We start from the raw sequence: 24294 nt of genomic DNA, 5'->3' as shown, positions 1-24294 counted from the left end.
CAACTTTATGACATACACGCCATATTAGCTATAATGCGCGACAATTTTCTAAGAGTAAAAGTGACGATATGAATTCTCTGTTTGCCAGTACGGCCCGTGGGCTGGAAGAGCTGTTAAAAACTGAACTGGAAAGCCTGGGCGCGAAAGAGTGCCAGGTGGTTCAGGGTGGTGTCCATTTTGAGGGCGACACGCGGCTTATTTACCAGAGCCTGATGTGGAGCCGTCTGGCGTCGCGCATCATGCTGCCGATGAAGGAGTGCAAGGTCTATAGCGACCTTGATCTCTATACCGGCGTACAGATGATCGACTGGACAGAGATCTTCACGCCAAATGCCACCTTTGCGGTGCATTTCAACGGCGTGAACGACGAGATCCGCAACAGCCAGTACGGTGCCCTGCGCGTCAAAGACGCCATTGTGGACTGCTTCACCCGTAAAAATAAGGAACGACCTAACGTCGATCGTGAAAATCCCGATCTGCGTATTAACGTCTGGCTGAACGGTGATACCGCAAGTATTTCCCTCGATCTGAGCGGGGCGGGTCTGCATCTTCGCGGCTACCGCGATCGCACCGGTATGGCGCCAATCAAAGAAACCCTGGCCGCTGCCATTGTGATGCGCTCCGGCTGGCAGCCGGGCACGCCGCTGCTCGACCCGATGTGTGGTTCCGGTACATTGCTGATTGAAGCGGCAATGCTGGCCACCGACCGCGCGCCGGGCCTGCACCGCGGGCACTGGGGCTTCAAAGGCTGGGCACAGCACGATGAAGCACTCTGGAAAGAAGTCAAAGACGACGCACAGACACGCGCGCGTAAAGGCCTGGCGGAGTACACCTCTCACTTCTACGGCTCTGATAGCGACCCTCGCGTTATTGAACGCGCGCGCAGCAACGCCCGTCGGGCCGGTATCGGCGAGCTGGTCACCCTCGAAGTAAAAGACGTGGCTAACCTGACCAACCCGCTGCCAAAAGGCCCATACGGTACCGTGATCAGCAACCCGCCATATGGCGAGCGTCTGGACAGCGAGCCTGCACTGATTGCCCTGCACAGCCTGCTGGGCCGCAATATGAAAGACTATTTCGGCGGGTGGAATCTTTCTTTGTTTAGCGCCTCACCGGAACTGTTGAGCTGCCTGCAGCTGCGTGCCGATCGCCAGTTTAAGGCGAAAAACGGCCCGCTGGACTGCGTGCAGAAAAACTATCATCTGGCGGAGAAAGCTGCGGACAGTAAGCCGTCGGGCGTGGCGGAAGATTACGCTAACCGTCTGCGTAAGAACCTGAAGAAATATGAAAAATGGGCGAAGCAGGAAGGGATTGAATGCTACCGCCTGTACGATGCCGACCTACCGGAGTACAACGTGGCGGTTGACCGCTACGCGGACTGGGTGGTGATTCAGGAGTATGCTCCACCGAAAACCATTGATGCGCAAAAAGCGCGTCAGCGCATGCTGGATGTTATTGCGGCGACCATCGCCGTGCTGGGCATTGCGCCAAACAAACTGGTACTGAAAACCCGCGAGCGTCAGAAAGGGAAAAATCAGTACCAGAAGATGGGCGAGAAGGGCGACTTTATCGAAGTGGGCGAGTACAACGCACGCCTGTGGGTAAACCTGACCGACTATCTGGATACCGGCCTGTTCCTCGATCACCGTATCGCCCGCCGCATGCTTGGCCAGATGAGCAAGGGTAAAGACTTCCTCAACCTGTTCTCCTACACCGGCAGCGCCAGCGTGCATGCAGGTCTGGGCGGGGCGCGCAGCACCACCACGGTGGATATGTCTCGCACCTATCTGGAGTGGGCGGAACGTAACCTGCGTCTGAACGGCCTGACCGGACGCCAGCATCGCCTGATGCAGGCCGACGTGCTGGGCTGGCTGCGTGATACCGACGAGCAGTTCGATCTGATCTTTATCGATCCGCCGACCTTCTCCAACTCCAAGCGTATGGAAGACAGCTTTGATGTTCAGCGCGATCACCTGCGCCTGATGACCGACCTGAAACGCCTGCTGCGTAAAGGCGGCACCATTATGTTCTCGAACAACAAACGCGGCTTCCGCATGGATCATGAAGGCTTAGCCACGCTGGGACTGAAAGCGCAAGAAATCAGCCAGAAAACGCTGTCTCAGGACTTTGCCCGTAACCGTCAGATCCATAACTGCTGGTTAATCTCAGCGGTCTGAAAGGAAATATAAATGTCATTAATTAGCATGCACGGCGCGTGGCTCTCTTTTAGCGATGCGCCACTTCTCGATGATACTGAACTGCATATTGAAGACAACGAACGCGTCTGTCTTGTAGGCCGTAACGGCGCGGGTAAATCCACGCTGATGAAAATCCTCAACCGTGAGCAGGGGCTGGATGATGGCCGTATCGTTTACGAGCAGGATCTGATTGTCTCCCGTCTGCAGCAGGATCCTCCTCGTAACGTGGCGGGTACCGTTTATGATTTCGTTGCAGAAGGGATTTCTGAGCAAGCTGAATACCTGAAGGGCTATCACGAAATTTCACATCTTGTGATGACCGACCCAAGTGAAAAAAATCTCAATGAGATGGCACGTCTGCAGGAGCTTCTGGATCATCACGGTCTGTGGCAGCTTGAAAGCCGTATCACCGAAGTGCTGGATCAGTTAGGCCTGGATGCGGATATGGAACTGTCGGCGCTCTCCGGCGGCTGGTTGCGTAAAGCGGCGCTTGGGCGTGCTCTGGTCAGCGGCCCGAAGGTGCTGTTGCTGGATGAACCGACCAACCACCTGGATATCGAAGCGATTGACTGGCTGGAAGGGTTCCTGAAAACCTTTAACGGCACCATCATCTTTATCTCGCACGACCGTTCGTTTATCCGCAATATGGCGACGCGTATTGTCGATCTCGATCGCGGCAAACTGGTGACTTATCCTGGCGATTACGATACCTATCTGCTGGAAAAAGAAGAAAACCTGCGCGTGGAAGAGCTGCAAAATGCTGAGTTTGACCGCAAGCTGGCACAGGAAGAGGTCTGGATCCGTCAGGGCATCAAAGCCCGCCGTACCCGTAACGAAGGCCGCGTGCGTGCCCTGAAAGCGATGCGTAACGAGCGCAGTGCTCGCCGTGAAGTGATGGGAAGTGCGAAGATGCAGGTCGAAGAGGCATCCCGTTCCGGTAAAATTGTCTTTGAAATGGAAAATGTGGATTACCAGGTCGATGGAAAAGTTCTGGTGAAAGACTTCTCCGCTCAGGTGCAGCGTGGCGATAAAATTGCCCTCATTGGCCCGAACGGCTGTGGTAAAACCACGTTGCTCAAGCTGATGCTCGGTCAGCTGCAGGCTGACAGCGGCCGTGTTCACTGCGGCACAAAGCTGGAAGTAGCCTACTTCGACCAGCACCGTGCAGAGTTGGACCCAGACAGAACGGTGATGGATAACCTCGCCGAAGGTAAGCAGGAGGTCATGGTAAACGGTAAGCCGCGCCATGTGCTGGGCTACCTGCAGGACTTCCTGTTCCATCCTAAACGTGCGATGACGCCGGTGCGTGCGTTGTCAGGCGGTGAGCGAAATCGTCTTCTTCTGGCGCGTTTGTTCCTGAAGCCAAGCAACCTTTTGATCCTCGATGAACCGACGAACGACCTGGATGTCGAAACGCTGGAACTGCTGGAAGAACTGATTGACGGTTATCAGGGTACCGTGATGCTGGTCAGCCACGATCGTCAGTTCGTTGATAACACCGTGACCGAGTGCTGGATCTTCGAAGGTGAAGGCCGAATTGGCCAATACGTAGGCGGTTATCACGATGCAAAAGGGCAGCAGTCACAGTCTCTGGCGCAGAAACAGTCAAAGTCCAAAATAAGTTCTGAACCTGCTGTAACAAAAGCAGAAACTGTCAAGAAAACATCGGCTAAACTAAGCTATAACCAGCAGCGCGAACTGGAGGGGCTACCGCAGCGTCTTGAAGAGCTGGAGGCCGCGCTTGAGGATCTGCAAAAACAGGTTGCTGATGCGTCATTCTTTACCCAATCGCATGACTATACTCAAAAAGTACTGGCTGATATGTCCGCGGCTGAAAAAGCCCTGGAGGAAGCCTTTGAGCGCTGGGAGTACCTTGAGTCTCTGAAAAACGGCGCGTAAACAGGGATAAAATATGTGTGACCAGCACCATGCCGACAGGCATATATTATGCTCGCAATGCGATATGCTCGTGGCGTTGCCAGAGCTTGGTCACGGACATAAAGCCCTGTGTCCACGTTGCGGCGCGACGTTGACAACCGAGTGGGACGCGCCGCGGCAGCGTCCCACTGCTTACGCTCTGGCAGCATTGTTTATGCTGCTGCTCTCCAATCTCTTCCCCTTTATCTATATGAAGGTGGGCGGGATGACCAGCCAGGTGGATTTACTCGAAATTCCGGGCGTGATGTTCTCAGAAGATTACGCCAGCCTCGGTACCTTTTTTCTCCTGTTTGTCCAGATAGTCCCGGCTTTTTGCCTGGTCGTTATCCTGATGCTGGTGAACCGCGTCAGGTTGCCGACATCACTAAAAGTCAGGCTCGCGCGTATCCTCTTTCAGCTAAAAAGCTGGGGGATGGCCGAGATCTTTCTGGCGGGCATTCTGGTCAGCTTCGTGAAGCTGATGGCGTACGGCGACGTGGGGATTGGCAGCAGCTTTATTCCCTGGTGTTTGTATTGCGTCCTGCAGTTGCGCGCATTCCAGTGCGTAGACAGGCGTTGGGTGTGGGACGATATCGCCCCGGCACCGACCCTTTCGCAAACGGTGAAAGTCGGCGTTCCGGGTATTCATCAGGGGCTGCGTTCTTGCCCATGCTGCACCGCCGTGCTTCCCGCCGATCTCGACGTTTGTCCGCGCTGCGAAACGAAAGGTCACGTACGCCGTAAAAATAGTCTTCAGTGGACGATGGCGCTGTTAGTCACGTCCATCATGCTGTATTTACCGGCCAATATTCTGCCGATCATGATCACCGATTTGCTCGGCGACAAAATGCCCTCGACGATCCTGGCCGGGGTGGTATTGCTGTGGGGGGAAGGTTCTTATCCGGTTGCCGGCGTCATTTTTATCGCCAGTATTATGGTGCCAACCTTAAAAATGATCGCGATCGCCTGGCTTTGTTGGGATGCGAAAGGCCACGGTAAACGCGACAGCGAACGTATGCACCTGATCTATGAAGTTGTCGAGTTTGTCGGACGCTGGTCAATGATTGACGTGTTTGTCATCGCCGTTCTTTCTGCACTGGTGCGGATGGGCGGTTTGATGAGTATTTATCCCGCGATGGGGGCTTTAATGTTTGCGCTGGTCGTGATTATGACCATGTTTGCGGCCATGACCTTCGACCCTCGTTTATCGTGGGATCGTGAGCCTGAATCAAGCCATGAGGAAGAGTAAGAGCATGGAAAATAAGAGTGGAGAGGCGAAAGTGCAGAAGGTCAAAAACTGGTCACCGGTGTGGATTTTTCCCATCGTGACGGCGCTGATTGGTGCATGGATCCTGTTTTATCATTACAGCCATCAGGGACCGGAAGTTACGCTTATTACCACCAATGCCGAGGGGATTGAGGGCGGTAAAACGACCATCAAAAGCCGTAGCGTGGATGTGGGCGTGGTCGAAAGCGCAACCCTGACCGACGATTTAACCCATGTGGAGATTAAGGCGCGCCTTAATGCCGGCATGGAAAAACTGCTGCATGGCGATTCCGTTTTCTGGGTCGTTAAACCGCAGGTGGGACGTGAAGGGATCAGCGGCTTAGGAACGCTGCTCTCGGGGGCCTATATTGAGCTGCAGCCCGGCACGAAGGGTAACCAGCCAGGCCAATACCAGCTTCTGGATTCGCCACCGCTTGCGCCGCCTGATGCCAAGGGTATCCGCGTGATCCTCGACAGCAAAAAAGCGGGCCAGCTCACGGCAGGCGATCCGGTACTGTTCCGCGGCTACCGCGTCGGGTCGGTAGAGAAAAGCACGTTTGATCCACAGAAAAGAGCGATCAGCTATCAGCTCTTCATCAATGCGCCAAACGATCGACTGGTCACCAGCAACGTCCGTTTCTGGAAAGACAGCGGTATTGCGGTGGATCTCACCTCGGCGGGTATGCGCGTTGAAATGGGCTCGCTGACCACGCTGTTTGGTGGTGGCGTGAGTTTTGACGTCCCGGAAGGCCTGGATTTGGGGCAGCCGGTTGCAGAGAATACCGCTTTCCGCCTGTTTGACGATCAGCGAAGCATTCAGGATGCGCTCTATACCGACCACGTTGACTTCCTTATGTTCTTTAAAGACTCCGTGCGTGGCCTGCAGCCGGGGGCGCCTGTTGAGTTCCGCGGTATTCGTCTTGGTACGGTTGGACAAGTTCCGTTCTTTGTACCTGGCCTGAGCCAGATGCTGGACGATGATTATCGCATTCCGGTGCTGATTCGCATCGAGCCGGAACGTCTGCTTAACCAGATTGGCGAGAATCAGGATATTGCCACCCATATCTCCCAACTGATGGAGCGCGGTCTGCGCGGGTCGCTGAAGACGGGCAACCTGGTGACCGGTGCGCTGTATGTGGATATGGACTTCTATCCAAAAGCGCCGCCGATTACCGGTATCCGTGAATTTGGTGGTTACAAAATCATTCCAACGGTGAGTAGCGGTCTGGCCCAAATCCAGCAGCGTCTGATGGAAACACTGGATAAGATTAATAATCTGCCACTGAATCCGATGATTGAAGCGGCAACGAACTCGCTCAGCGAAAGCCAGGCAACGATGCGCCGCCTGCAAACGACGCTGGATAACATCAACAAGATCACGGCAAGCCAGAGTATGCAGCAGCTGCCGCAGGACATGCAGAAAACGCTGCGTGAACTGAACCGCAGCATGCAGGGCTTCCAGCCAGGCTCAGCGGCATACAACAAGATGGTGGCGGATATGCAGCGTCTTGATCAGGTCTTGCGTGAACTGCAGCCAGTTCTGAAAACGCTAAACGAGAAGAGCAACGCGCTGGTATTCGAAGCGAAAGATAAAAAGGATCCTGAGCCGAAGAGGGCAAAAGAATGAATAAGTGGCTATTGATGGTTGGCGCTCTGCTGTTAACGGCGTGCAGTTCAGGTGTAGAAAACAAAAGCTACTATCAGCTGCCTGTTGCTACCCAAAGTGGTGGACAAAGCACGGCCAGTCAGGGAAACCGTCAGCTGTGGGTTGAGCAGGTTGCCGTGCCGGATTATCTGGCAGGAAACGGCGTGGTCTACCAGACCAGTGACGTAAAATACGCGATTGCAACAAACAACCTGTGGGCCAGCCCGCTGGATCAGCAGCTGCGCAACACGCTGGTGGCCAATCTGGGCAGCCAGCTTCCGGGTTGGGTTGTCGCTTCGCAGCCGCTGGGCAACGATCAGGATACGCTGAACGTTACGGTAACGGGCTTCCACGGGCGTTATGACGGTGCGGTAGTGATCAGCGGGGAGTGGTTGCTGAATCATCAGGGCCAGCTCATCAAGCGTCCTTTCCATCTGGAACTCAAGCAGCAGAAAGATGGCTATGACGAAATGGTGAAAGTGCTGGCTCAGGGTTGGGCGCAGGAGTCAGCCAGCATCGCAAGGGAAATTTCCCGGATGCCATAAGTAAAATTCATCATCAAAAACCGCAATTGGCCTGTCGCTGATTGCGGTTTTTTTTTCGTTTTCACTTCAGATTGTTACTTGTGCCGCGTCACAATTTTTGTACAAATGATCTTCCAGCTAGCTCACAAATATGACACCCGTATGAATTTTGAACATTGACGCTGCGACTAATTCGGGGTATTCGTTATCTGTGCCTGTGCATTTAGTGCAGACACTGTTTTCTTTCCACCAGACAAAAGAATGAGGGAAACGAGGCATGAAGAGACAGAAACGAGATCGCCTGGAACGGGCTCATCAACGTGGTTATCAGGCTGGCATCGCCGGACGTTCTAAAGAAATGTGTCCCTATCAGACTTTGAACCAAAGGTCTCAATGGTTGGGGGGCTGGCGAGAAGCCATCGGAGACAGGGCAGTACTTGCTTGATAGCGTCTCTTTAAAAAAGAAACCTCCGCAATGCGGAGGTTTCGCCTTTCCGGGGTCGCGATAAGCAATATCAGAACGCGGAAGTGTCCTGGAACAGGCCCACTTTCAGGTCGCTCGCGCTGTAGATCAGACGACCATCTACCAGCACTTCGCCATCCGCCAGGCCCATAATCAGGCGACGGTTAACGATGCGCTTGAAGTGAATACGATAAGTCACTTTCTTCGCTGTAGGCAGAACCTGGCCGGTGAATTTCACTTCGCCCACGCCCAGTGCGCGACCTTTACCTTCACCACCCAGCCAGCCCAGATAGAAGCCAACCAGCTGCCACATTGCATCCAGGCCCAGACAGCCAGGCATTACCGGATCGCCAATAAAGTGGCAACCGAAGAACCACAGGTCCGGGTTAATATCGAGTTCTGCTTCTACGTAACCCTTATCGAAGTTGCCGCCGGTTTCGGTCATTTTCACGACACGGTCCATCATCAGCATGTTCGGGGCCGGTAACTGCGGGCCATTAGCGCCAAACAGTTCACCGCGACCAGAGGCAAGAAGATCTTCTTTTGTATAGGATTCGCGTTTATCTACCATGTTCTCAATAAGCCTTATTTTAGTGAAGGACGCAGGATAGCTAACACGTGTACGCTGAACAAGTCCGATCAGTTCGAACTGAACCAGCCCAACCAGCGTAACGGCCATGGATAACGATGACGAGCATCCTGCTGTGTCGCCTGAGCAATTCGCTCCTGGATAGTCTGCATCAGGGTGGTCTGCCCTTCGCCATCCCATACCAGGTTTGTCAGTAAGGGTAGTGCATCCTCAATCCCTTCGATGGCCCAGATGGTGAATTGCGCTTGTTCAACCGCCTCCAGAATTTCCTGGCTGAGGCTTAAATGGCGTGCGTTGGGAGCAGGAATGATCACACCCTGTTTGCCGTTTAAACCGCGCTGCTGGCAGATGGAGAAGAAACCTTCAATTTTTTCATTGAGGCCTCCTACTGGCTGAGCACGACCGAATTGATCCACCGAGCCGGTGATGGCGATGTTCTGATTGATCGGCACTTCCGCCAGGGCGCTGATTAAGGCGCACAGCTCTGCCATAGAGGCGCTATCGCCATCCACTTCGCTGTAGGACTGCTCAAACGTCAGCGAGGCAGAGAAGGGGATTTGTTGCTCGAGCTGCAGCTCTGACATCAAAAACGCCTGCATGATCATCATGCCTTTCGCGTGGATGTTTCCGCCCAGTTCGGCTTTGCGTTCGATATCGGTGAATTCACCATCGCCAATATGCACAACGCAGCTGATGCGGGACGGCTCCCCGAATGCGCGCGGATGGCCAGGGAACTCAATCACCGACAGGGCGTTGATCTGCCCAACGCGTTCGCCTTCGGTCTCCACCAGAATTTGTTCCAGCAGAATTTCATCCTGCATACGATCTGCAAGATAGCCTTCTCGCCACTCTCGCTGAGCCAGCATCTGTACAAGCTGTTCTCCGCTGAAAGCACCGTTACCGCTGATAACACCCACTTCACGCAGCTGTTTGCCGATCCAGAGCGGGCAGAGTGGCAGCGTTTCCTGGTCACCGGTATAGCGCACCGCTTCGCGAATCAAGCCTGGCCACGCGTCAGCCGCTGGCGTTGGCAACGCAAAACGTTCAGCAACGGCCATCACCCACTGGCACCACTGCGCCATATCGTCGGCATCGGCAATCTGGATGTTGTCTTCGTATTCGCTATAAACCGCCTGCTCAGCCAGTTCCGGCTCCATTTCCTGGAAGTCCGCCAGAGATTCACGGTCGCCCGTCAGCACGACGGTCAGAGACAGCGGCATAGACGGAACAGAGACGGGCAGAGGACGAGACTCATCGTAGCCGACCCAGTCGAAACGTTGCTGGTGCACGATGGTTTTCAGACGCATCCACAGCAGCGGCTGCGAGAGCAGGGTGCGCAGTGAGATGATGAGAACACCGCCATTTGCGCGATGTACCAGCCCCGGCTGCAGCGACAGTTCACCGTTAAACTGGCGCAGACAACCAAAGAGTTGTTCAGCCTCGGCCCAGTTAGCGGTAACCACCTCGCCCTTAACGGCAAAACGGCCATCAGCCTGAGCGGTGGGTTCGAAAGTGACATCATGTCCCGCGATACGATATTGGCCGCCAAAGACTGCGTTCGATTCCGGCTGCAGCTGACGCACGGCATCCCCAAGCAGCGTCAGGTATTCCGCTTCTTCCGGGGCTTTGAGCAGCATGAAGGGGGCTGTTGCCCACGGGCTTAACACCTGCTCCAGCGCATAATGCAAACGTGGCTGCGTATCGCTAAGGATGAATTCGTGTTCTTTTGCGAGATCTGGCTGTGCAAACAGTTCCTGATAACTTTCGGTATCCGGAACAAGGTCACGCCATGCAAGTTTCGTAATGGTCAAAGTTGATGTTTTTTAGTCAGATGTAAAAGCGTGGAGTATACCGTAAGCGGGGGGCACTACCCAAGCAGGATTGGGGATTTCGAGAGGGGGATTAGCTGCATTCACTCACAGGATATGATTTCTTTTCAGCAGATTGCTAAAAAACTGATATTCTGAACAGAGTTACGTGGTAACACTGAGATCGCAATGAAATATCAACAACTGGAAAATCTCGAAAGCGGCTGGAAATGGAAGTACCTGGTCAAAAAGCACCGTGAAGGGGAGCTGATCACCTGCTACATCGAAGCCAGCGCTGCGCAAGAAGCCGTGGATATTTTGCTGACCCTCGAAAATGAACCGGTACAGGTCAACGGCTGGATTGAGAAACACATCAATCCTGCGCTGTTAAACCGGATGAAGCAAACTATCCGCGCGCGGCGCAAACGGCATTTTAACGCTGAGCATCAGCACACTCGAAAAAAATCAATCGATCTGGAGTTTGTTGTCTGGCAGCGCCTGGCAGGGCTGGCGCAACGCCGTGGCAAAACGCTGTCGGAAACTATCGTGCAGTTGATTGAGGATGCCGAACATAAAGAGAAGTACGCCAACCAGATGTCGACACTGAAGAACGATCTTCAGGCTCTGTTGGGTAAAAAGTAGATTTTTGTTTTCTTCAGATAATAAAAAACCCCGCATTGCGGGGTTTTTTTATAAGACGATAACTTATGCCGCTGGCTGAGTTACAACGTCTTTGATGCCTTTAACTTCGATCTCTACGCGACGATCTGGAGCCAGGCAGTCGATCAGTGCAGCGCGAGCTTTCACGTTGTCACAGGTGTTGCCAGTAACTGGGTTAGATTCGCCCATACCACGTGGGGAGATCTTGTTAGCTGGGATACCTTTAGAGATCAGGTAATCAACAACAGACTGAGCACGTTTCTCAGACAGTTTCTGGTTGTAAGCGTCAGAACCGATACGGTCGGTGAAGCCCAGAACCACTACAGAACCATCTTTAGGATCCAGGTTGCTCAGCTGGGAGTACAGCTGATCCAGTGCCTGCTGACCTTCTGGTTTCAGGGTAGCTTTGTTGAAGTTGAACAGAACGTCAGACTTCAGAGTGAAGTGCTTGGTCTGTACTTCTGGAGCTGGAGCCGGCGCTGGAGCAACAACTGGTGCTGCTTCTTCCTGCTGGCCGAAACGGTAGGAAACACCTACGCTCAGCATGCCGTTGTCTGGACGAACACCAACGGTGTTGCCGTCGCCGATGTTGTTAACCCACTGGTATTCCAGACGGGTAGCGATGTCACGGGTCATAGCCCACTCAACGCCACCAGCGAATACTGGGGAAACACCGGTGTCATGGTCGTCGCCAGCGATGCTGTTGCTGGAGTCAGCGCGCCATACCATGCCGCCCAGACGGGTGTACACGTCCAGATCGTCAGTAACTGGGTAACCCAGTTTAGCGGTCAGCTGAACGCCCTGTGCTTTGAAAGCGCCGTTTACGGTGTCGCCTTTGTATGGCATACGACCTAACCAGTCGTAACCCATTTCAAAACCAACATACGGGTTAACCTGATAGCCACCGAACGCACCTGCACCAAGCTGGCTCTCGTGAGTAGGGCCATCATTGTTCAGTTTGCTGTTGTACCAGCCGGTGTCGTGGAACTGAGACCAGCCCAGTTTACCACCTGCATACCAGGTATTATCTTTCGGAGCGGCCTGCGCTACGGTAGCGAAGCCAGCCAGTGCCACTGCAATCGCGATAGCTGTCTTTTTCATTTTTTGCGCCTCGTTATCATCCAAAATTCGCCATGAAAGTCTCAAGAGAGAATCACGGTTAAATCCTTCACCGGGGGGCGTGGTCAAATATAAATCTACCGATATCTTCGGCTTAGGCCGAGCACCCCTGGCGATGTAAAGTCTACAACGTAGCTGAAAACTTACAAGTGTGAAGTCCGTCAGGCATATGAAAAAAAAAGTTCCGTATACATATTATTTAACATTTCTTGAACGAATTTTGTGCAATAAAATTAAGGAGAACCGCACCAGACAAGCCTTGCCGCAATTTTGAGGCCGGGAACTAAAACCGCATCTTGAGGTCAAAAAAAATTCCAGGAAAAATCTTAATTTCACTCAATGATACAAATTCGAGTGAATTTTTAGCCCAGAAAGTTGTCCTCTGCGGTAAGAATCCGATCGAACCGGACGCATAATAAACCCGATCGCACTCCCTTCTTCAGCAGCTTCAGTCAGACGGAAATGTTCCTCTTCCGTCAACTCTTCCGATAACCATCCAATCACCACACTGTAATTTCCGGTGCGTAAAGCACGGATCATCGAGTCAACAGTATCGCAGGGCGAGAGTTGATTAATTTGCATGACCTTCGTCAGCGGCAGGCCGGCGGACTGAACCCACTCACGGCTCAGCTTTTGCTGAGGCGTTAGCCAAAGCTGCCAGCGCGATTGCTGACCGAGCTGTTGTAATAACGGCAACAACAGAAGTTGCGTTAACAGGGGCTGGTCTTCACGATAAACCACTTCACTGATAAGCCCTGTGGAAACACGCTCGACGGAATTCTGCGAGACATTGCCTGCGGCAGAAGAAAGAGAGATTGCGCGATTTGCATAGCCTGAAGTGTGCATATTCATTCCAGCCCTGTGGTTACTGTATGGATATACAGTAACCCCTGTATGCATAAAGATCAACCTCATTTTCGGAAAGCGACTCGCAAAATTCATTCAATCTTGATGCCCCTCGAAAAATCATCTTGCTCAACGGCGATAAGTTGCCTATTTTCCTGCTAACGGATCCGCTAGTAAGAAATTTCGTTGTTACTTTATGATTTTGAAGGGAAATATCATGAAAAAGATATCTTATGAACGGATTTATAAATCCCAGGAATACCTCTCCCCGTTGGGGGAGATCCATCATCGCGCGCTGTTTGGCGGTTACACCCTTGCGGTGGATGATGCGGTCTTTGCCATGGTGTCAGACGGCGAGCTTTATCTTCGTGCCTGTGAGGAGAGTGCAAAATACTGTGTAAAAAATGCCGCCTCTTTTTTAACGCTGATGAAGCGAGGCCGCCCGGTGCTACTCAACTATTATCGTGTGGATGACGGATTGTGGCAGGACAGGGAGCGGCTGCTTCAGCTCTCCTCGTTTGCGCTCAGTGCGGCAAGAAAAGAGCGCTACCAGCGTCATCAACGAAATCGGCTTAAGGACCTGCCGAACCTGACGTTTCAGCTTGAAGTCTTGCTTTTTGAAGCGGGTATTACCAATGAAGAAACACTCCGGGCGTTGGGCGCCAGAGCAAGCTGGCTGAAGATGCGGGCGAAAAATAAAGCGCTCAGTATTAAAGTGCTTTTCGCGCTTGAAGGGGCTATCGAGGGTCTGCATGAGGCGGCGCTCCCGGCAGGCATTCGCCGGGAGCTGACGGAGTGGTTTAATGCGCTGTCTGAGCCACAGGAGAATCATTCCTCCAGGTAGCGATTTGCTGTTGCAGCCGGCAAATTTCAGGCAGCAAAGCGATAAGCAGGCCTATTTGCTGCAGAACCAGCGGCGCTTTGCTGTCGTTTCCCGGGTCCAGATGCGCAATGCGTTGAGCCAGTTCATCCAGAGCCTGCTGAACGCGTGGCTCATCGGCTGGTCGGTGATGAAGTGCGTCATCGACATAACAGACGGCGTCATCGAGCAGGTTGAGAATACCCGGGTTGGTGAGTTTCTCACGGTGGGCACCCAGCGTCGAAATGTAGCTGGTGAACGTATGGTTCAGGCAGAGCAGGCGGAAAGCTGTCTCACGAATCTCTGCCGTGGCGCGGGGCTCCGTTGACATGTTAGAGACAACAGAGGCCAGTTCTGCATCACTGTTGTGCGCATCGCGACGTGCTATCCGGTAAGCCAGGCGGTTATCGCGGCCCTGGTGATACTGCTCCAGGATCGCGTCAAGGTATCGACAGTTGGCGTTCATCGCCCTGTCTACCACACGCGGCAAATTGCGGAAACGCCAGTCCGGCCAAATAAAGCTAACCGCGGCCCAGGCAATCGCGCAGCCAATCAGGGTATCGATCACGCGGGGCAGGGCGACTTCAAACCCTTCACCCAGCAGGTTGAAGCAGAGCAATACCAGCAACGTGATGAACATGGTGGCATGGGCATACTGAACGTTGCGAAACGCGAAAAACAACACGCCGGTGATCACGATCAGGATCAATTGACCTTCAACGGAGGGCACAAAATAGAGCACCGGCAGGCCAATCGCGACGCCGACCAGCGTACCGATAATACGCAGCGCAAGTCGGTGACGGGTGGCGTTATAGTTCGGCTGGCAGACGAACAGGCTGGTCAACAGGATCCAGTAGCCGTGGTGCAACCCGGTTATCTGAATAAAGGCATAACCTACGCACAGCACCAGCGACATTCTCACCGCGTGGCGAAAGAGAGCCGATTCCGGCGTAAAGTTTCGGCTCAGCCGTAGCCACATATCGCTAGCGCTGTGCACGCTGTCATCAGCAAGCTGATTGTCCACCTCGCTGCCCGGAAGCGCCATTGCTTGTTCGGACTCAATGGTCGCCAGTTGAGCATCAATCGCCCGCAGGTTGTTCAGCAGAAACCCAAGTGCTTTGATGTGTTCAGGTGACGTTCCGCTGGCCTGAACGCGGTCGAGGGCCGCATCAAGATGGCTGAATACGCGTTCAAAGCGCGGGTCATGCTGATAGGGCGTGCGCAGCAGAATGGAGCGCGAGAGCTGCTGGCACGCCTGGGACTGCATGGACAGCAGACGCTGGAAGCGAAACATCACGTCGCTGTAGCGGAACTTTTCGCGCAGAGCGGCATACTGAACATGTGATGAGCTGGCGCGTTCATGAATGTCCTGCGCGGCAAAATAATAGTGTAGGGTCCGTCGCGTTCCGCGCTGACCACGATCGCCGCGTAGACGGGTAAGCAGAGAAGCTTTCGTCTGGTTTAGGGTGGCGACCAGTTGACCGTTTGCCAGTGCCAGATCGTAGAGCGGTGCCTGGCTTTCTTCTTCGATATCCGGGTCGAACAGCCGGGATTTCAGTTCCAGATAGTGGGCTAACTGCTCAAAGCTGCGGGCAAGGTTATCCTGCAGAGGGCGAACCGGGAAGATCAGATGACCGGTTAACGTCAGCAGGTTATACCAGATGGCTCCCAGCAACAGCAGAACCGGCTGCTGGTACCACTGGTCGTAAAGGGACACGCCCAGCATGGTGTAGATGGCGATCAGCAATGCCCCAAACGCGATGGTGGCATAGCGCTGCCCAAGGCCGCCCAGCAAAATGAACCCGCTGGTTGAGAGCGTAAGACCCAGGGCAAACAGCCAGGGCCACGGAAAAAGCAGCTCAACGGAAGCTGACGCAATAAAAAAGCAGATGAGCGTAATAACCAGGTTACGTAAACGCCCGGCCAGACGATCGTCGAGGTCCGCAAGCGCCCCGGCTACCACTCCCAGCGTGAGCGGAATGGTGAGTTTGACATCATTCAGCCACCAGGGCAGGGCAACCGTGCCGCAAAGCGCGATAAAAATCCTGACGTTATAAAGCCAGGTGCTGTTCCAGGTATAACGGCGAAGCAGTGGGCTTAGCATAAACGCGGCCAGTCCTTATTTACTGAAAACGACGACGCGCGTTTGCTTCACGCGCCGCCTGGGCCACTTCTACCGGAACAACCCTGCGCCCGACGGGCCAAAGAGCGATAGCGGCGATCTTAAAGTTCGCGATCCCCACCGGAATACCAATAATCGTGATGCACTGCGCAATACCGGCAAAAATATGCATGATGCACAGCCACCAGCCGAAGAAAATCAACCAAAGAATGTTCAGCAGGGTCCCACCCGTATTCATCAGGGGGCTTTTGTTCTCCGGGTTCAGCTCGTCAACGTGGATGGCTTCATTCCCGTAGGGAATTAAGGAGAGTTTAGTGATTTCCCAGCAGGAACGAGTCAGGGGGAGCGTGAAAATCAGGACGATACTCACCAGCGTGGCAAAAAGCCAGGAAAGGGTGGTGGCAAAACCGCCCAGCACAAAATTCAACACATTCAGAACGGTACGCATAAACCCTCACTTCCTTTCGATAAAATTAACGCCCAATGATTGTAACGTTTTTTTAGGCTGGAGCACCTTAAAACTGGCAGTTAAACTGTCAGGTAAATTATCTCTTCGTGGATTTGGCGGGACATGGAACTGAAAGCAACTTCGTTAGGCAAACGCCTGGCGCAACACCCTTACGACAGGGTTGTTCTCCTTAATGCCGGGGTGAAAGTCTCCGGAGAACGCCACGAATACCTTATTCCGTTTAATCAGCTTCTGGCTATCCACTGCAAACGTGGGCTGGTGTGGGGCGAACTGGAGTTCGTTCTGCCTGACGATAAAGTCGTGCGTCTTCATGGCACCGAGTGGGCGGAAACCCAGCGCTTCCATCATCACCTGAACGCGCTCTGGCAACAGTGGAGCCAGGATATGAGCGTGATTGCCGCCCGGGTGCTGCAGCAGGTGCTGGACGACATCGCGCAAAGCAACGCACAGCACGCGTGGCTGACCCGTCAGCAGACCGCCGGGTTACAGCAAAAAATCAGGCAGGCGCTCGCGGCGCTGCCGTTATCGGTGACGCGTCTCGATGAATTTGACAATTGTCGCGACGCCTGGCGCCAGTGTCAGGCGTGGCTGAATGACAAGGATAAAAGTCGGCTTGCCCATAACCAGGCCTGGACGGACGCGATGCTCACCCGATACGCCGATTTCTTCAGTTCGGTGGAATCTTCACCGCTTAATCCGGCCCAGGCGCGTGCGGTGGTGAACGGCGAGCAATCCCTGCTGGTGCTTGCGGGTGCCGGTAGCGGTAAAACGTCGGTGCTGGTGGCGCGTGCAGGTTGGCTGCTGACGACCGGAGAAGCGATCGCCGATCAAATCCTGCTTCTGGCCTTTGGCCGTAAGGCTGCCCAGGAGATGGACGAACGTATCCAGGAACGCCTGCACACCCGGGATATCACCGCCAGAACCTTCCATGCGCTTGCGCTGCACATTATTCAGCAGGGCAGTAAAAAAGTGCCTTCCATCAGTAAACTGGAAAACGACACGCAGGCGCGTCAGGCTCTGTTTATCAAAACGTGGCGCCAGCAGTGCAGTGAGAAAAAGGCGCAGGCGAAAGGATGGCGTCAGTGGCTGGAGGAGGAGCTCAACTGGGAGATACCTGAGGGCAGCTTCTGGCAGGATGACAAACTGGCGCGTCGGCTGGGTTCGCGTCTTGACCGCTGGGTGAGTCTGATGCGAATGCACGGCGGATCGCAGGCGGAGATGATTGAGAGCGCGCCGGAGGATGTCCGCGATCTGTTTTCGAAACGGGTCAAGCTTATGGCTCCGCTGCTGAAGGCCTGGAAAACCGCGCTCAAAGCGGAAAATGCCGTCGATTTCTCCGGTTTGATCCATCAGGCCATCATCATTCTTGAGAAGGGGCGTTTTGTCAGCCCCTGGAAACATATTCTGGTGGATGAGTTCCAGGATATCTCTCCGCAGCGTGCCGCATTGCTCTCGGCGCTGCGGGCGCAAAATAAACATACGTCGCTGTTTGCGGTGGGGGACGACTGGCAGGCCATCTATCGCTTTAGCGGGGCGCAGCTCTCCCTTACGACTGCGTTTCACCACTATTTTGGCGAAGGGGATCGCAGCGATCTGGACACCACCTATCGCTTCAACTCACGGATTGGTGAAATCGCCAACCGCTTTATCCAGCAGAACCCGCATCAGCTGGCAAAACCGCTCAATAGCCTGCGGCCAGGGGATAAAAAAGCCGTCACCCTGCTGGCGGACGATCAGCTGGAGCCGCTGCTGGACAAGCTCAGCGGCTATGCGAAGCCTGATGAACGTATCCTGGTGCTGGCGCGTTACCACCACCTCAAGCCTGCTGCGCTGGAAAAAGCCGCCACCCGCTGGCCGAAGCTGCAGCTTGAATTTATGACCATTCACGCCAGCAAAGGGCAGCAGGCCGACTATGTGATTGTGGTGGGGCTGAAAGAGGGGAGCGATGGTTTCCCGGCTCCGGCCCGTGAGTCGGTCATAGAACAGGCTTTGCTGCCGGTGCCGGAAGACTTCCCGGATGCCGAAGAGCGGCGTTTGCTGTATGTGGCAATAACGCGCGCGCGGCATCGCGTGTGGCTGCTGTTCAGCAAAGAGGAGCCATCCGCGTTTGTCGATATTCTAAAGAGTATTGATGTGCCGGTGGCGAGGAAACCGTAGCGGAATTGCCGGGTGGCGGCTTCGCCTGACCCGGCCTATAAAATCTGTAGGCCCGTGCAAGCGTAGCGCCGCCGGGCAAACAGCTACTTCAGTCTCTCGGAAAGATAGCGCTGATAGTCCGGAATAAGGATATCAACTGGTGCGTTAAACTGCGGAGATTCGATGATGAAATCCGCAGTAGACAGGTTCGTCGCCACCGGGATATTCCACACCGTCGCCAGGCGCAGCAGCGCTTTGACATCTGGATCGTGCGGAACCGCGTTCAGCGGGTCCCAGAAGAAGATCAGCACATCAATCTTTCCTTCGGAAATCTGTGCGCCGACCTGCTGATCGCCGCCCATCGGGCCGCTCAGCATGGCATTCACCTGCAGACCCGTTTCGCGCTGGATCAGGTTACCGGTTGTGCCGGTCGCCGACAGAGCGTGCTTTTCCAGCGAGGGCTGATGGCGGCGAACCCAGTTAAGCAGCATTTGTTTACAGTGATCGTGCGCCACCAGAGCAATGTGTTTGCGTTCAGGCAGCGTGCGTGTTGTCAGTTCCATAATCATATCCATCAGGTTAACTGACTACACGATGACGGGAACCGCCTGAGGCTGCAAGAGAAAGGCGTAAAAAATGTGGCTTATGATGAGGGTTGTTGTTTTGCCCACTGTAAAAACCGGGCTCGCGTGTCGGGATCGGCCTGCTGGAACCAGAATTTGAGGCGTTGTTCCGTCAGGGTCTGGGATTGAGGTGGGATAACGTCCAGCTCAGACACACCGGACAACAGCGTACTGTCGTCAGCCATCATGGTGGCAAACTGCGGAAGCGAGGCGCGTTTACCCGCTTTGTTATAGGTCTGGGTCGCAGCCTCGTAATCCGGGCCTTTCGGTGAGGTCGTCAACGCCAGAATATCAAGCTTCACCGGAATCGGCATTGCATCGCCATCCAGTAGTTCAACGCGCGGCGCAGCGTCAAAGACCGCAGACTCTTTCTCCGTTTCAAGACGAGGCAGGGTAATGTTCACCTGACTGATTTGCCGGGTATTAAAGCTGACGATCAGCGGCGGGGAGATGTACATCCGTTGCTCATGATTAGCCAGGCCGATCGATTTCTCTACCCTGAATACCAGCTGATGTGGCCCGTTATCTAACTCGATGCTGTCCGCACCGCGCAGTAACGAGCTGGAAACCTTTTTTCCGTCCAGGACCAGGAGGTCAATGTCGGTAGAGAGCCGAAGCGTGGTCGCAAAAACGCAGACCGGCATCACTAACGCAATCAGAGCAGTGGCAATACCGGTTCTCATAGAAGGCTCCCGTCAGAAATCCTGTCGCCGCATTAATGTATCTAAATTTTTCGATAATCACGTTTACTAACATATAGACATATTTCGCCGTTTTGCCCTCATGCATCTGTATGGGATGGATGGTTGAGATGTGCGGTTTGGCGTACACTTTTAAAAAAGCCAGGAGAAAAACCATGAAAGAGAATGATATTGCCGAGATTCTGACATCCACGCGTACCATTGCGCTGGTGGGCGCGAGCGACAAACCCGATCGTCCAAGCTATCGGGTGATGAAATACCTTCTCGATCAGGGCTATCACGTCATCCCGGTGTCGCCAAAAGTGGCGGGGAAAACCTTACTGGGTCAGCAGGGTTATGCCACGCTCGCCGACGTGCCGGAAAAAATTGATATGGTCGATGTCTTCCGAAATTCCGAGGCGGCATGGGGAGTGGCGCAGGAGGCCATCGCGATCGGTGCAAAAACCCTGTGGATGCAGCTAGGCGTCATCAACGAGCAGGCAGCCGTGCTGGCGCGGGATGCGGGGTTGAAGGTCGTCATGGACCGCTGTCCGGCGATTGACATCCCCCGTCTGGGGCTGGCGAAGTAATAAAAAAAAGCCCGTTATCGGGCTTTTTTTACACGCTTAGTTCCGCAGGCGCGGAGCCTGTAACTGTTTGCGGATAGTCTGGGCAAGTTCATCCATTGTGGGTTGCTCCGGATGCTCTTCCTGCAGTTCACTGCTCAGCTGCGCTTCAGCCAGATAGGTGTGAACGGGTTGTCCATCATCACCTTCCATCACCACATGGTACCAGGGCGCGGCGCGAAGCTCTGCGTTCACCGCCAGCTCGTCTGCTGACGGTTCATCAAGGGAATACTCCGGGTCGATATCCACGACCACACCCAAATATCCGAGCAAAGTGTGGCGGACCTGCTGGCCGATACCGAATTTGCTGGCAATCATAGTCACCTCCCGGGAAATACGACTTACACGTTATGTGCGGGCAATATTTCTCTTTTCAAGTTACATGACGCGACAGGCAAACCCTTTCAGATACAGTCCTTCCGGGTAGGTAGCAATCACGGGGTGATCGGCTGCCTGACGGAACTGCTCTATAAATTGTACATCACGGCCAGCATCTATTGCGGCATCGGCGATGATTTTCTGAAATAAATCTGTGGTCATCAGGCCTGAGCAGGAGAACGTGAGCAGAACCCCGCCCGGGTTCAGCAGCTGGATGGCCAGCATGTTGATATCTTTATACCCACGGCACGCGCCCATCAGCTGGCTTTTGTTTTCCACAAACTTTGGTGGATCCATCACGATGACGTCGAACTTCTCGCCCTGATCGCGATATTTACGCAGCAGCTTGAAGACGTCATCGCGTACAAACTCGGCTTTGCTCAAATCCAGCTTGTTGAGCTCGACGTTCTGTTTTGCCACGTCCAGCGCTTCCTGTGAGGTGTCCACGCTAACAACCTGGGCACAGCCGCCCATCAGCGCTGAAACGGCAAAACCACCGGTATAGGAGAAGCAGTTCAGCACGCGTTTGTCGGCAACGTACTGACGCGTAGCCAGACGGCTGTCGCGCTGGTCGAGGTAGTAACCCGTTTTGTGTCCGCCCTGAATATCCACCAGCAGCTTCATGCCGTGCTCTTCAATCGGCAGCAGGGCAGGAGGAAGTTCGCCCGTTACGGGACCCTGAGTCAGCTCCATGCCTTCTTTTTTGCGCACCGCCACATCGCTGCGATCGTAAATGGCACACTGCGGGAACTGCGTTTGCAGTGCGCTAATCAGCGCGGCACGCTGATATTCCGCCCCGGCGCTCAGGAGCTGCAGCACCAGGAAGTGACCGAAGCGGTCAATGGTGACGCCCGGCAGACCGTCGGACTCACCGGCAATCAGGCGGTAGCTGTCCAGCCCATCGCGTTTTGCCAGCCACTCGCGCCACTGCTGCGCCTGCTGCAGGCGGCGAACGAAGAAGTCGATATCAATGGTTTCATCTTTATCGAAGGTCCAGACGCGGGCGCGGATCTGGGACGCTGGCGAGTAAGCGCCTCGCGCTAACCATTTCCCCTGATGGTCAACGATATCAATGGTTTCACCGAGGCTGGCTTTGCCTTCCATACGGGCAACTGCGCCGGAAAAGACCCAGGGATGACGGCGCAGTAATGACTTCTCGCGCCCTTTGGCTAACACTAAACGTACACTCATAATTTGCTGTTCTGTCGATTTCAGGAAATGGCGCGTAGATTACCACATTCAGCAAGGCGCAATCATCTGCGGATGCCGTTGAGCGTTTCGGCACAAAATCAAATCGCTTAGGCACATTACGGCACTGCGGCGGGATATACAGTGGGCTTTCGGTTCAGCAAAGGAAACCCCCATGAAAAAACGCAGTGTAATCACAGTAGCCGCTCTGACAGCAATGAGTTTTCAGGTTTTAGCCGCAACGCCTTTCAGCATGACCAGCCAGGATATTTCCGGCGAACGCCGGTTGGCGCAACAGCAGGTGTTTGAGGGATTTGGCTGCCACGGTGGGAATACCTCACCGCAGCTGGCATGGACAAATCCGCCCGCCGGTACGAAAAGTTTTGCCGTCACGGTCTATGACCCGGATGCGCCTACCGGCAGCGGCTGGTGGCACTGGACCGTAGCCAATATTTCCGCGAAGACGCAGACGCTGCCTGCCGATGCGGGTAACCCGAACGGCGAAAAATTACCCGCGGGCGTTGTGCAGGGGCGTAATGATTTCGGTTATTCTGGCTTCGGCGGCGCTTGTCCCCCCGCAGGGGACAAGCCTCACCGCTATCAGATTACCGTCTGGGCGCTGGACGTGGATAACCTGCCCGTCGATAAAAATGCCAGCGGCGCGCTGGTCGGCTTTATGCTCAATAGTCACGTTCTGGCAAAGGCTCAGTTGACAGCAACCTACAGCAGATAAGGATGGCGTGGTGCAGGAGTTTCATTTTCGACATAAACATCTCACGGCGGGTGAAGTGAGTGCCAGCAAAATGCATCGCCTGCACCAGGTTAAACTCTTTTTTCCGGCGATTTGTCATATCACTCACGGCAGTAAGGTGATTGTGCAGGATGACAACCGCCTGGTGGCAACCCGGGATGAGCTCATCATTATCCCTGCCAATACGGCGATGGAGATTATCAACCAGCCTGCAAACGGTCTGTTTCACTCGGATTTGCTGATGTTATCGCCGGAAATTGTTGCCGAGTTTAAAGCGCATTACCTGAAATCCTGGCCGCGCACGACGCTGCATTCGCTTTGCGCCCCGCTGAGCGAGGGGCTGGCGTTTATGTGGGATAACCTGCTTCATGCCGTGCGTCAGGATTTACCGGAGGCGCTGCAAAAACATCAGGCCTTTGGTCTGTTGCTGGCATTGCTGCATGACGGCGCGGCAGGTCCTCTGCTTATTGAGCGAAACAATAACCTGACCGAGCAGGTGCGACAGTTCATTATGCTGTCGCCCGCCAGAGCCTGGACCGCGCAGGATATCGCCAGCCGTCTGGCCCTGAGCGTGCCGACGCTGCGCAGACGGCTACGTGAAGAGTCGCAGAGTTTTCGCCAGATTGTGGAGGAGGTGAGAATGGCCGTTGCGTTGTCACAGCTACAGTCAACCCGATTACCGATTGGCGAAATCGCATTACAATGTGGGTATCTTTCCAGTTCTCGTTTCACCGCCCGTTTCCGGCAACACTATGGCTGTTTGCCGAAAACGCTACGTTAAGGAGAAGAAATATGTCAAAAGTCTGCACCATCGCCTGGGTTCACGGCGTCGTTCAGGGGGTCGGATTCCGCTACAGTACCCAGCGCGAAGCGATTGAGCTTGGGCTAACGGGATACGCGCGAAACATGGATGACGGCAGCGTTGAGGTTGTCGCCTGTGGCGAAGCAGAGCAGGTCGACAAGCTGGTGGCGTGGCTAAAAGCGGGCGGGCCGCGCAGCGCGCGGGTTGATAAGGTCTTAACGGAACCGCATCAACCCGGTCGGGAATATATGAACTTCGGTATTCGCTATTAAATACACTTCACCGGTTTAGGCAGGCCTGCAATTTTGGTGGCCTGTTTGGCCGGGCCTTTCGGAAACAGACGATAGAGATAGCGGCTGTTACCTTTCTCTTCACCGAACTTATTGGCCATCGCTTTGACCAGCATGCGGATGGCCGGAGAGGTGTTGAATTCAAGATAGAAGTCGCGGACAAAACGCACCACTTCCCAGTGTTCGGGGGAGAGGGCTATCCCTTCTTTCTCAGCAATCACTTCTGCCAGCGCTTCGCTCCACTGGCTACTCTCTTTCAGATAACCGTCGTTATCGGTCTCGATCTCTTTGCCTTCAAAACTCAACATAATCATTCACGCGTCAGTCAAAAACC

At 54.3% G+C, this 24294-nt stretch carries 24 protein-coding genes; 13 read left to right on the top strand and 11 right to left on the bottom strand.

Annotated features, from left to right (window positions below):
• The first annotated feature begins 68 nt into the window (after positions 1-68).
• The 6 genes from rlmKL (at position 69) to rmf (ending at position 7996) form a co-directional block, all read left to right on the top strand.
• Entirely contained in the window at positions 69-2177 is a 2109-nt protein-coding gene (gene rlmKL, locus E3U32_RS13610; protein WP_134349205.1) for a bifunctional 23S rRNA (guanine(2069)-N(7))-methyltransferase RlmK/23S rRNA (guanine(2445)-N(2))-methyltransferase RlmL, read from the top strand.
• A 12-nt stretch (positions 2178-2189) separates the two neighbouring features.
• Complete coding sequence (locus E3U32_RS13605) at positions 2190-4097, top strand: ABC transporter ATP-binding protein (protein ID WP_134349204.1); 1908 nt, start codon at positions 2190-2192, stop codon at positions 4095-4097.
• A gap of 13 nt (positions 4098-4110) precedes the next feature.
• Positions 4111-5364: a membrane integrity-associated transporter subunit PqiA gene (pqiA, locus tag E3U32_RS13600; RefSeq protein WP_134349203.1), complete on the top strand. Its 1254-nt coding sequence runs from the start codon at positions 4111-4113 to the stop codon at positions 5362-5364.
• 4 nt (positions 5365-5368) lie between these two features.
• Positions 5369-7009, top strand: a complete 1641-nt coding sequence (gene pqiB / locus E3U32_RS13595; RefSeq protein WP_134349202.1) for an intermembrane transport protein PqiB — start codon at positions 5369-5371, stop codon at positions 7007-7009.
• Positions 7006-7572 carry a membrane integrity-associated transporter subunit PqiC gene (gene pqiC, locus E3U32_RS13590; protein ID WP_134349201.1) on the top strand — a complete coding sequence of 189 codons (567 nt, stop codon included), beginning with the start codon at positions 7006-7008 and terminating at the stop codon, positions 7570-7572. The genes pqiB and pqiC overlap by 4 nt, the downstream gene beginning before the upstream one ends.
• A gap of 256 nt (positions 7573-7828) precedes the next feature.
• Positions 7829-7996, top strand: coding sequence for a ribosome modulation factor (rmf, locus tag E3U32_RS13585; protein WP_010429337.1), 168 nt, complete (start codon positions 7829-7831; stop codon positions 7994-7996).
• A 70-nt stretch (positions 7997-8066) separates the two neighbouring features.
• Here the strand turns inward: rmf and fabA are convergent, their stop codons facing one another.
• Both fabA and E3U32_RS13575 read right to left on the bottom strand, forming a co-directional pair.
• On the bottom strand, positions 8067-8585 hold the full coding sequence (fabA, locus tag E3U32_RS13580) for a 3-hydroxyacyl-[acyl-carrier-protein] dehydratase FabA (RefSeq protein ID WP_047347377.1): 519 nt from the start codon (positions 8583-8585) through the stop codon (positions 8067-8069).
• A gap of 68 nt (positions 8586-8653) precedes the next feature.
• Positions 8654-10414 carry an AAA family ATPase gene (locus E3U32_RS13575; RefSeq protein WP_134349200.1) on the bottom strand — a complete coding sequence of 587 codons (1761 nt, stop codon included), beginning with the start codon at positions 10412-10414 and terminating at the stop codon, positions 8654-8656.
• A 186-nt stretch (positions 10415-10600) separates the two neighbouring features.
• Between E3U32_RS13575 and matP the strand changes: the two genes are divergently transcribed.
• Positions 10601-11053: a macrodomain Ter protein MatP gene (matP, locus tag E3U32_RS13570; protein WP_008499929.1), complete on the top strand. Its 453-nt coding sequence runs from the start codon at positions 10601-10603 to the stop codon at positions 11051-11053.
• Between the two features lie 63 nt (positions 11054-11116).
• On the opposite strand, the gene ompA is transcribed toward matP, so the two are convergent.
• A complete protein-coding gene (gene ompA, locus E3U32_RS13565) occupies positions 11117-12172 on the bottom strand; it encodes a porin OmpA (protein WP_134349199.1) in 1056 nt (351 codons plus the stop codon).
• Between the two features lie 354 nt (positions 12173-12526).
• Positions 12527-13036 (bottom strand): SOS-induced cell division inhibitor SulA, encoded by a 510-nt coding sequence (sulA, locus tag E3U32_RS13560; protein WP_134349394.1) that lies wholly within the window; start codon positions 13034-13036, stop codon positions 12527-12529.
• Between the two features lie 217 nt (positions 13037-13253).
• Between sulA and E3U32_RS13555 the strand changes: the two genes are divergently transcribed.
• Entirely contained in the window at positions 13254-13880 is a 627-nt protein-coding gene (locus E3U32_RS13555; protein ID WP_134349198.1) for a TfoX/Sxy family DNA transformation protein, read from the top strand.
• Here the strand turns inward: E3U32_RS13555 and yccS are convergent.
• A complete protein-coding gene (gene yccS, locus E3U32_RS13550) occupies positions 13837-15999 on the bottom strand; it encodes a YccS family putative transporter (protein ID WP_134349197.1) in 2163 nt (720 codons plus the stop codon). The genes E3U32_RS13555 and yccS overlap by 44 nt on opposite strands.
• Positions 16000-16018: 19 nt before the next feature.
• Positions 16019-16465 (bottom strand): YccF domain-containing protein, encoded by a 447-nt coding sequence (locus E3U32_RS13545; RefSeq protein WP_134349196.1) that lies wholly within the window; start codon positions 16463-16465, stop codon positions 16019-16021.
• Between the two features lie 123 nt (positions 16466-16588).
• Here E3U32_RS13545 and helD point away from each other — a divergent pair, with 123 nt between their 5' ends.
• On the top strand, positions 16589-18643 hold the full coding sequence (gene helD, locus E3U32_RS13540; protein ID WP_134349195.1) for a DNA helicase IV: 2055 nt from the start codon (positions 16589-16591) through the stop codon (positions 18641-18643).
• An 83-nt stretch (positions 18644-18726) separates the two neighbouring features.
• Here helD and mgsA read toward each other — a convergent pair whose 3' ends face one another.
• Both mgsA and csgI read right to left on the bottom strand, forming a co-directional pair.
• Complete coding sequence (gene mgsA / locus E3U32_RS13535) at positions 18727-19185, bottom strand: methylglyoxal synthase (RefSeq protein ID WP_134349194.1); 459 nt, start codon at positions 19183-19185, stop codon at positions 18727-18729.
• A gap of 80 nt (positions 19186-19265) precedes the next feature.
• Positions 19266-19928: a curli synthesis inhibitor gene (gene csgI, locus E3U32_RS13530; protein WP_134349193.1), complete on the bottom strand. Its 663-nt coding sequence runs from the start codon at positions 19926-19928 to the stop codon at positions 19266-19268.
• A gap of 173 nt (positions 19929-20101) precedes the next feature.
• On the opposite strand from csgI, the gene E3U32_RS13525 reads away from it, so the two are divergent.
• On the top strand, positions 20102-20515 hold the full coding sequence (locus tag E3U32_RS13525; RefSeq protein ID WP_134349192.1) for a CoA-binding protein: 414 nt from the start codon (positions 20102-20104) through the stop codon (positions 20513-20515).
• Positions 20516-20551: 36 nt separating this feature from the next.
• Here the strand turns inward: E3U32_RS13525 and hspQ are convergent, their stop codons facing one another.
• On the bottom strand, positions 20552-20869 hold the full coding sequence (gene hspQ / locus E3U32_RS13520; RefSeq protein WP_008499919.1) for a heat shock protein HspQ: 318 nt from the start codon (positions 20867-20869) through the stop codon (positions 20552-20554).
• Positions 20870-20929: 60 nt separating this feature from the next.
• Complete coding sequence (gene rlmI, locus E3U32_RS13515) at positions 20930-22120, bottom strand: 23S rRNA (cytosine(1962)-C(5))-methyltransferase RlmI (RefSeq protein WP_134349191.1); 1191 nt, start codon at positions 22118-22120, stop codon at positions 20930-20932.
• Between the two features lie 172 nt (positions 22121-22292).
• Here rlmI and E3U32_RS13510 point away from each other — a divergent pair, with 172 nt between their 5' ends.
• Genes E3U32_RS13510 through yccX form a run of 3 tightly spaced genes read left to right on the top strand, consistent with a single transcriptional unit; the run spans position 22293 to position 23942 of the window.
• Positions 22293-22850 (top strand): kinase inhibitor, encoded by a 558-nt coding sequence (locus tag E3U32_RS13510; protein ID WP_134349190.1) that lies wholly within the window; start codon positions 22293-22295, stop codon positions 22848-22850.
• Positions 22851-22860: 10 nt separating this feature from the next.
• Positions 22861-23649, top strand: a complete 789-nt coding sequence (locus E3U32_RS13505; RefSeq protein ID WP_134349189.1) for an AraC family transcriptional regulator — start codon at positions 22861-22863, stop codon at positions 23647-23649.
• A gap of 11 nt (positions 23650-23660) precedes the next feature.
• Entirely contained in the window at positions 23661-23942 is a 282-nt protein-coding gene (yccX, locus tag E3U32_RS13500; RefSeq protein WP_059310384.1) for an acylphosphatase, read from the top strand.
• On the opposite strand, the gene tusE is transcribed toward yccX, so the two are convergent.
• On the bottom strand, positions 23939-24268 hold the full coding sequence (tusE, locus tag E3U32_RS13495) for a sulfurtransferase TusE (protein WP_134349188.1): 330 nt from the start codon (positions 24266-24268) through the stop codon (positions 23939-23941). The two genes, yccX and tusE, sit on opposite strands and share 4 nt — an antisense overlap.
• Positions 24269-24294: the final 26 nt, after the last annotated feature.

It is taken from the genome of Lelliottia nimipressuralis (assembly GCF_004402045.1).
GTDB lineage: Bacteria > Pseudomonadota > Gammaproteobacteria > Enterobacterales > Enterobacteriaceae > Enterobacter > Enterobacter chinensis.
The sequence above is the reverse complement of the archived record's forward strand: the minus strand, read 5'-3'. Positions and strand labels throughout refer to the sequence as shown.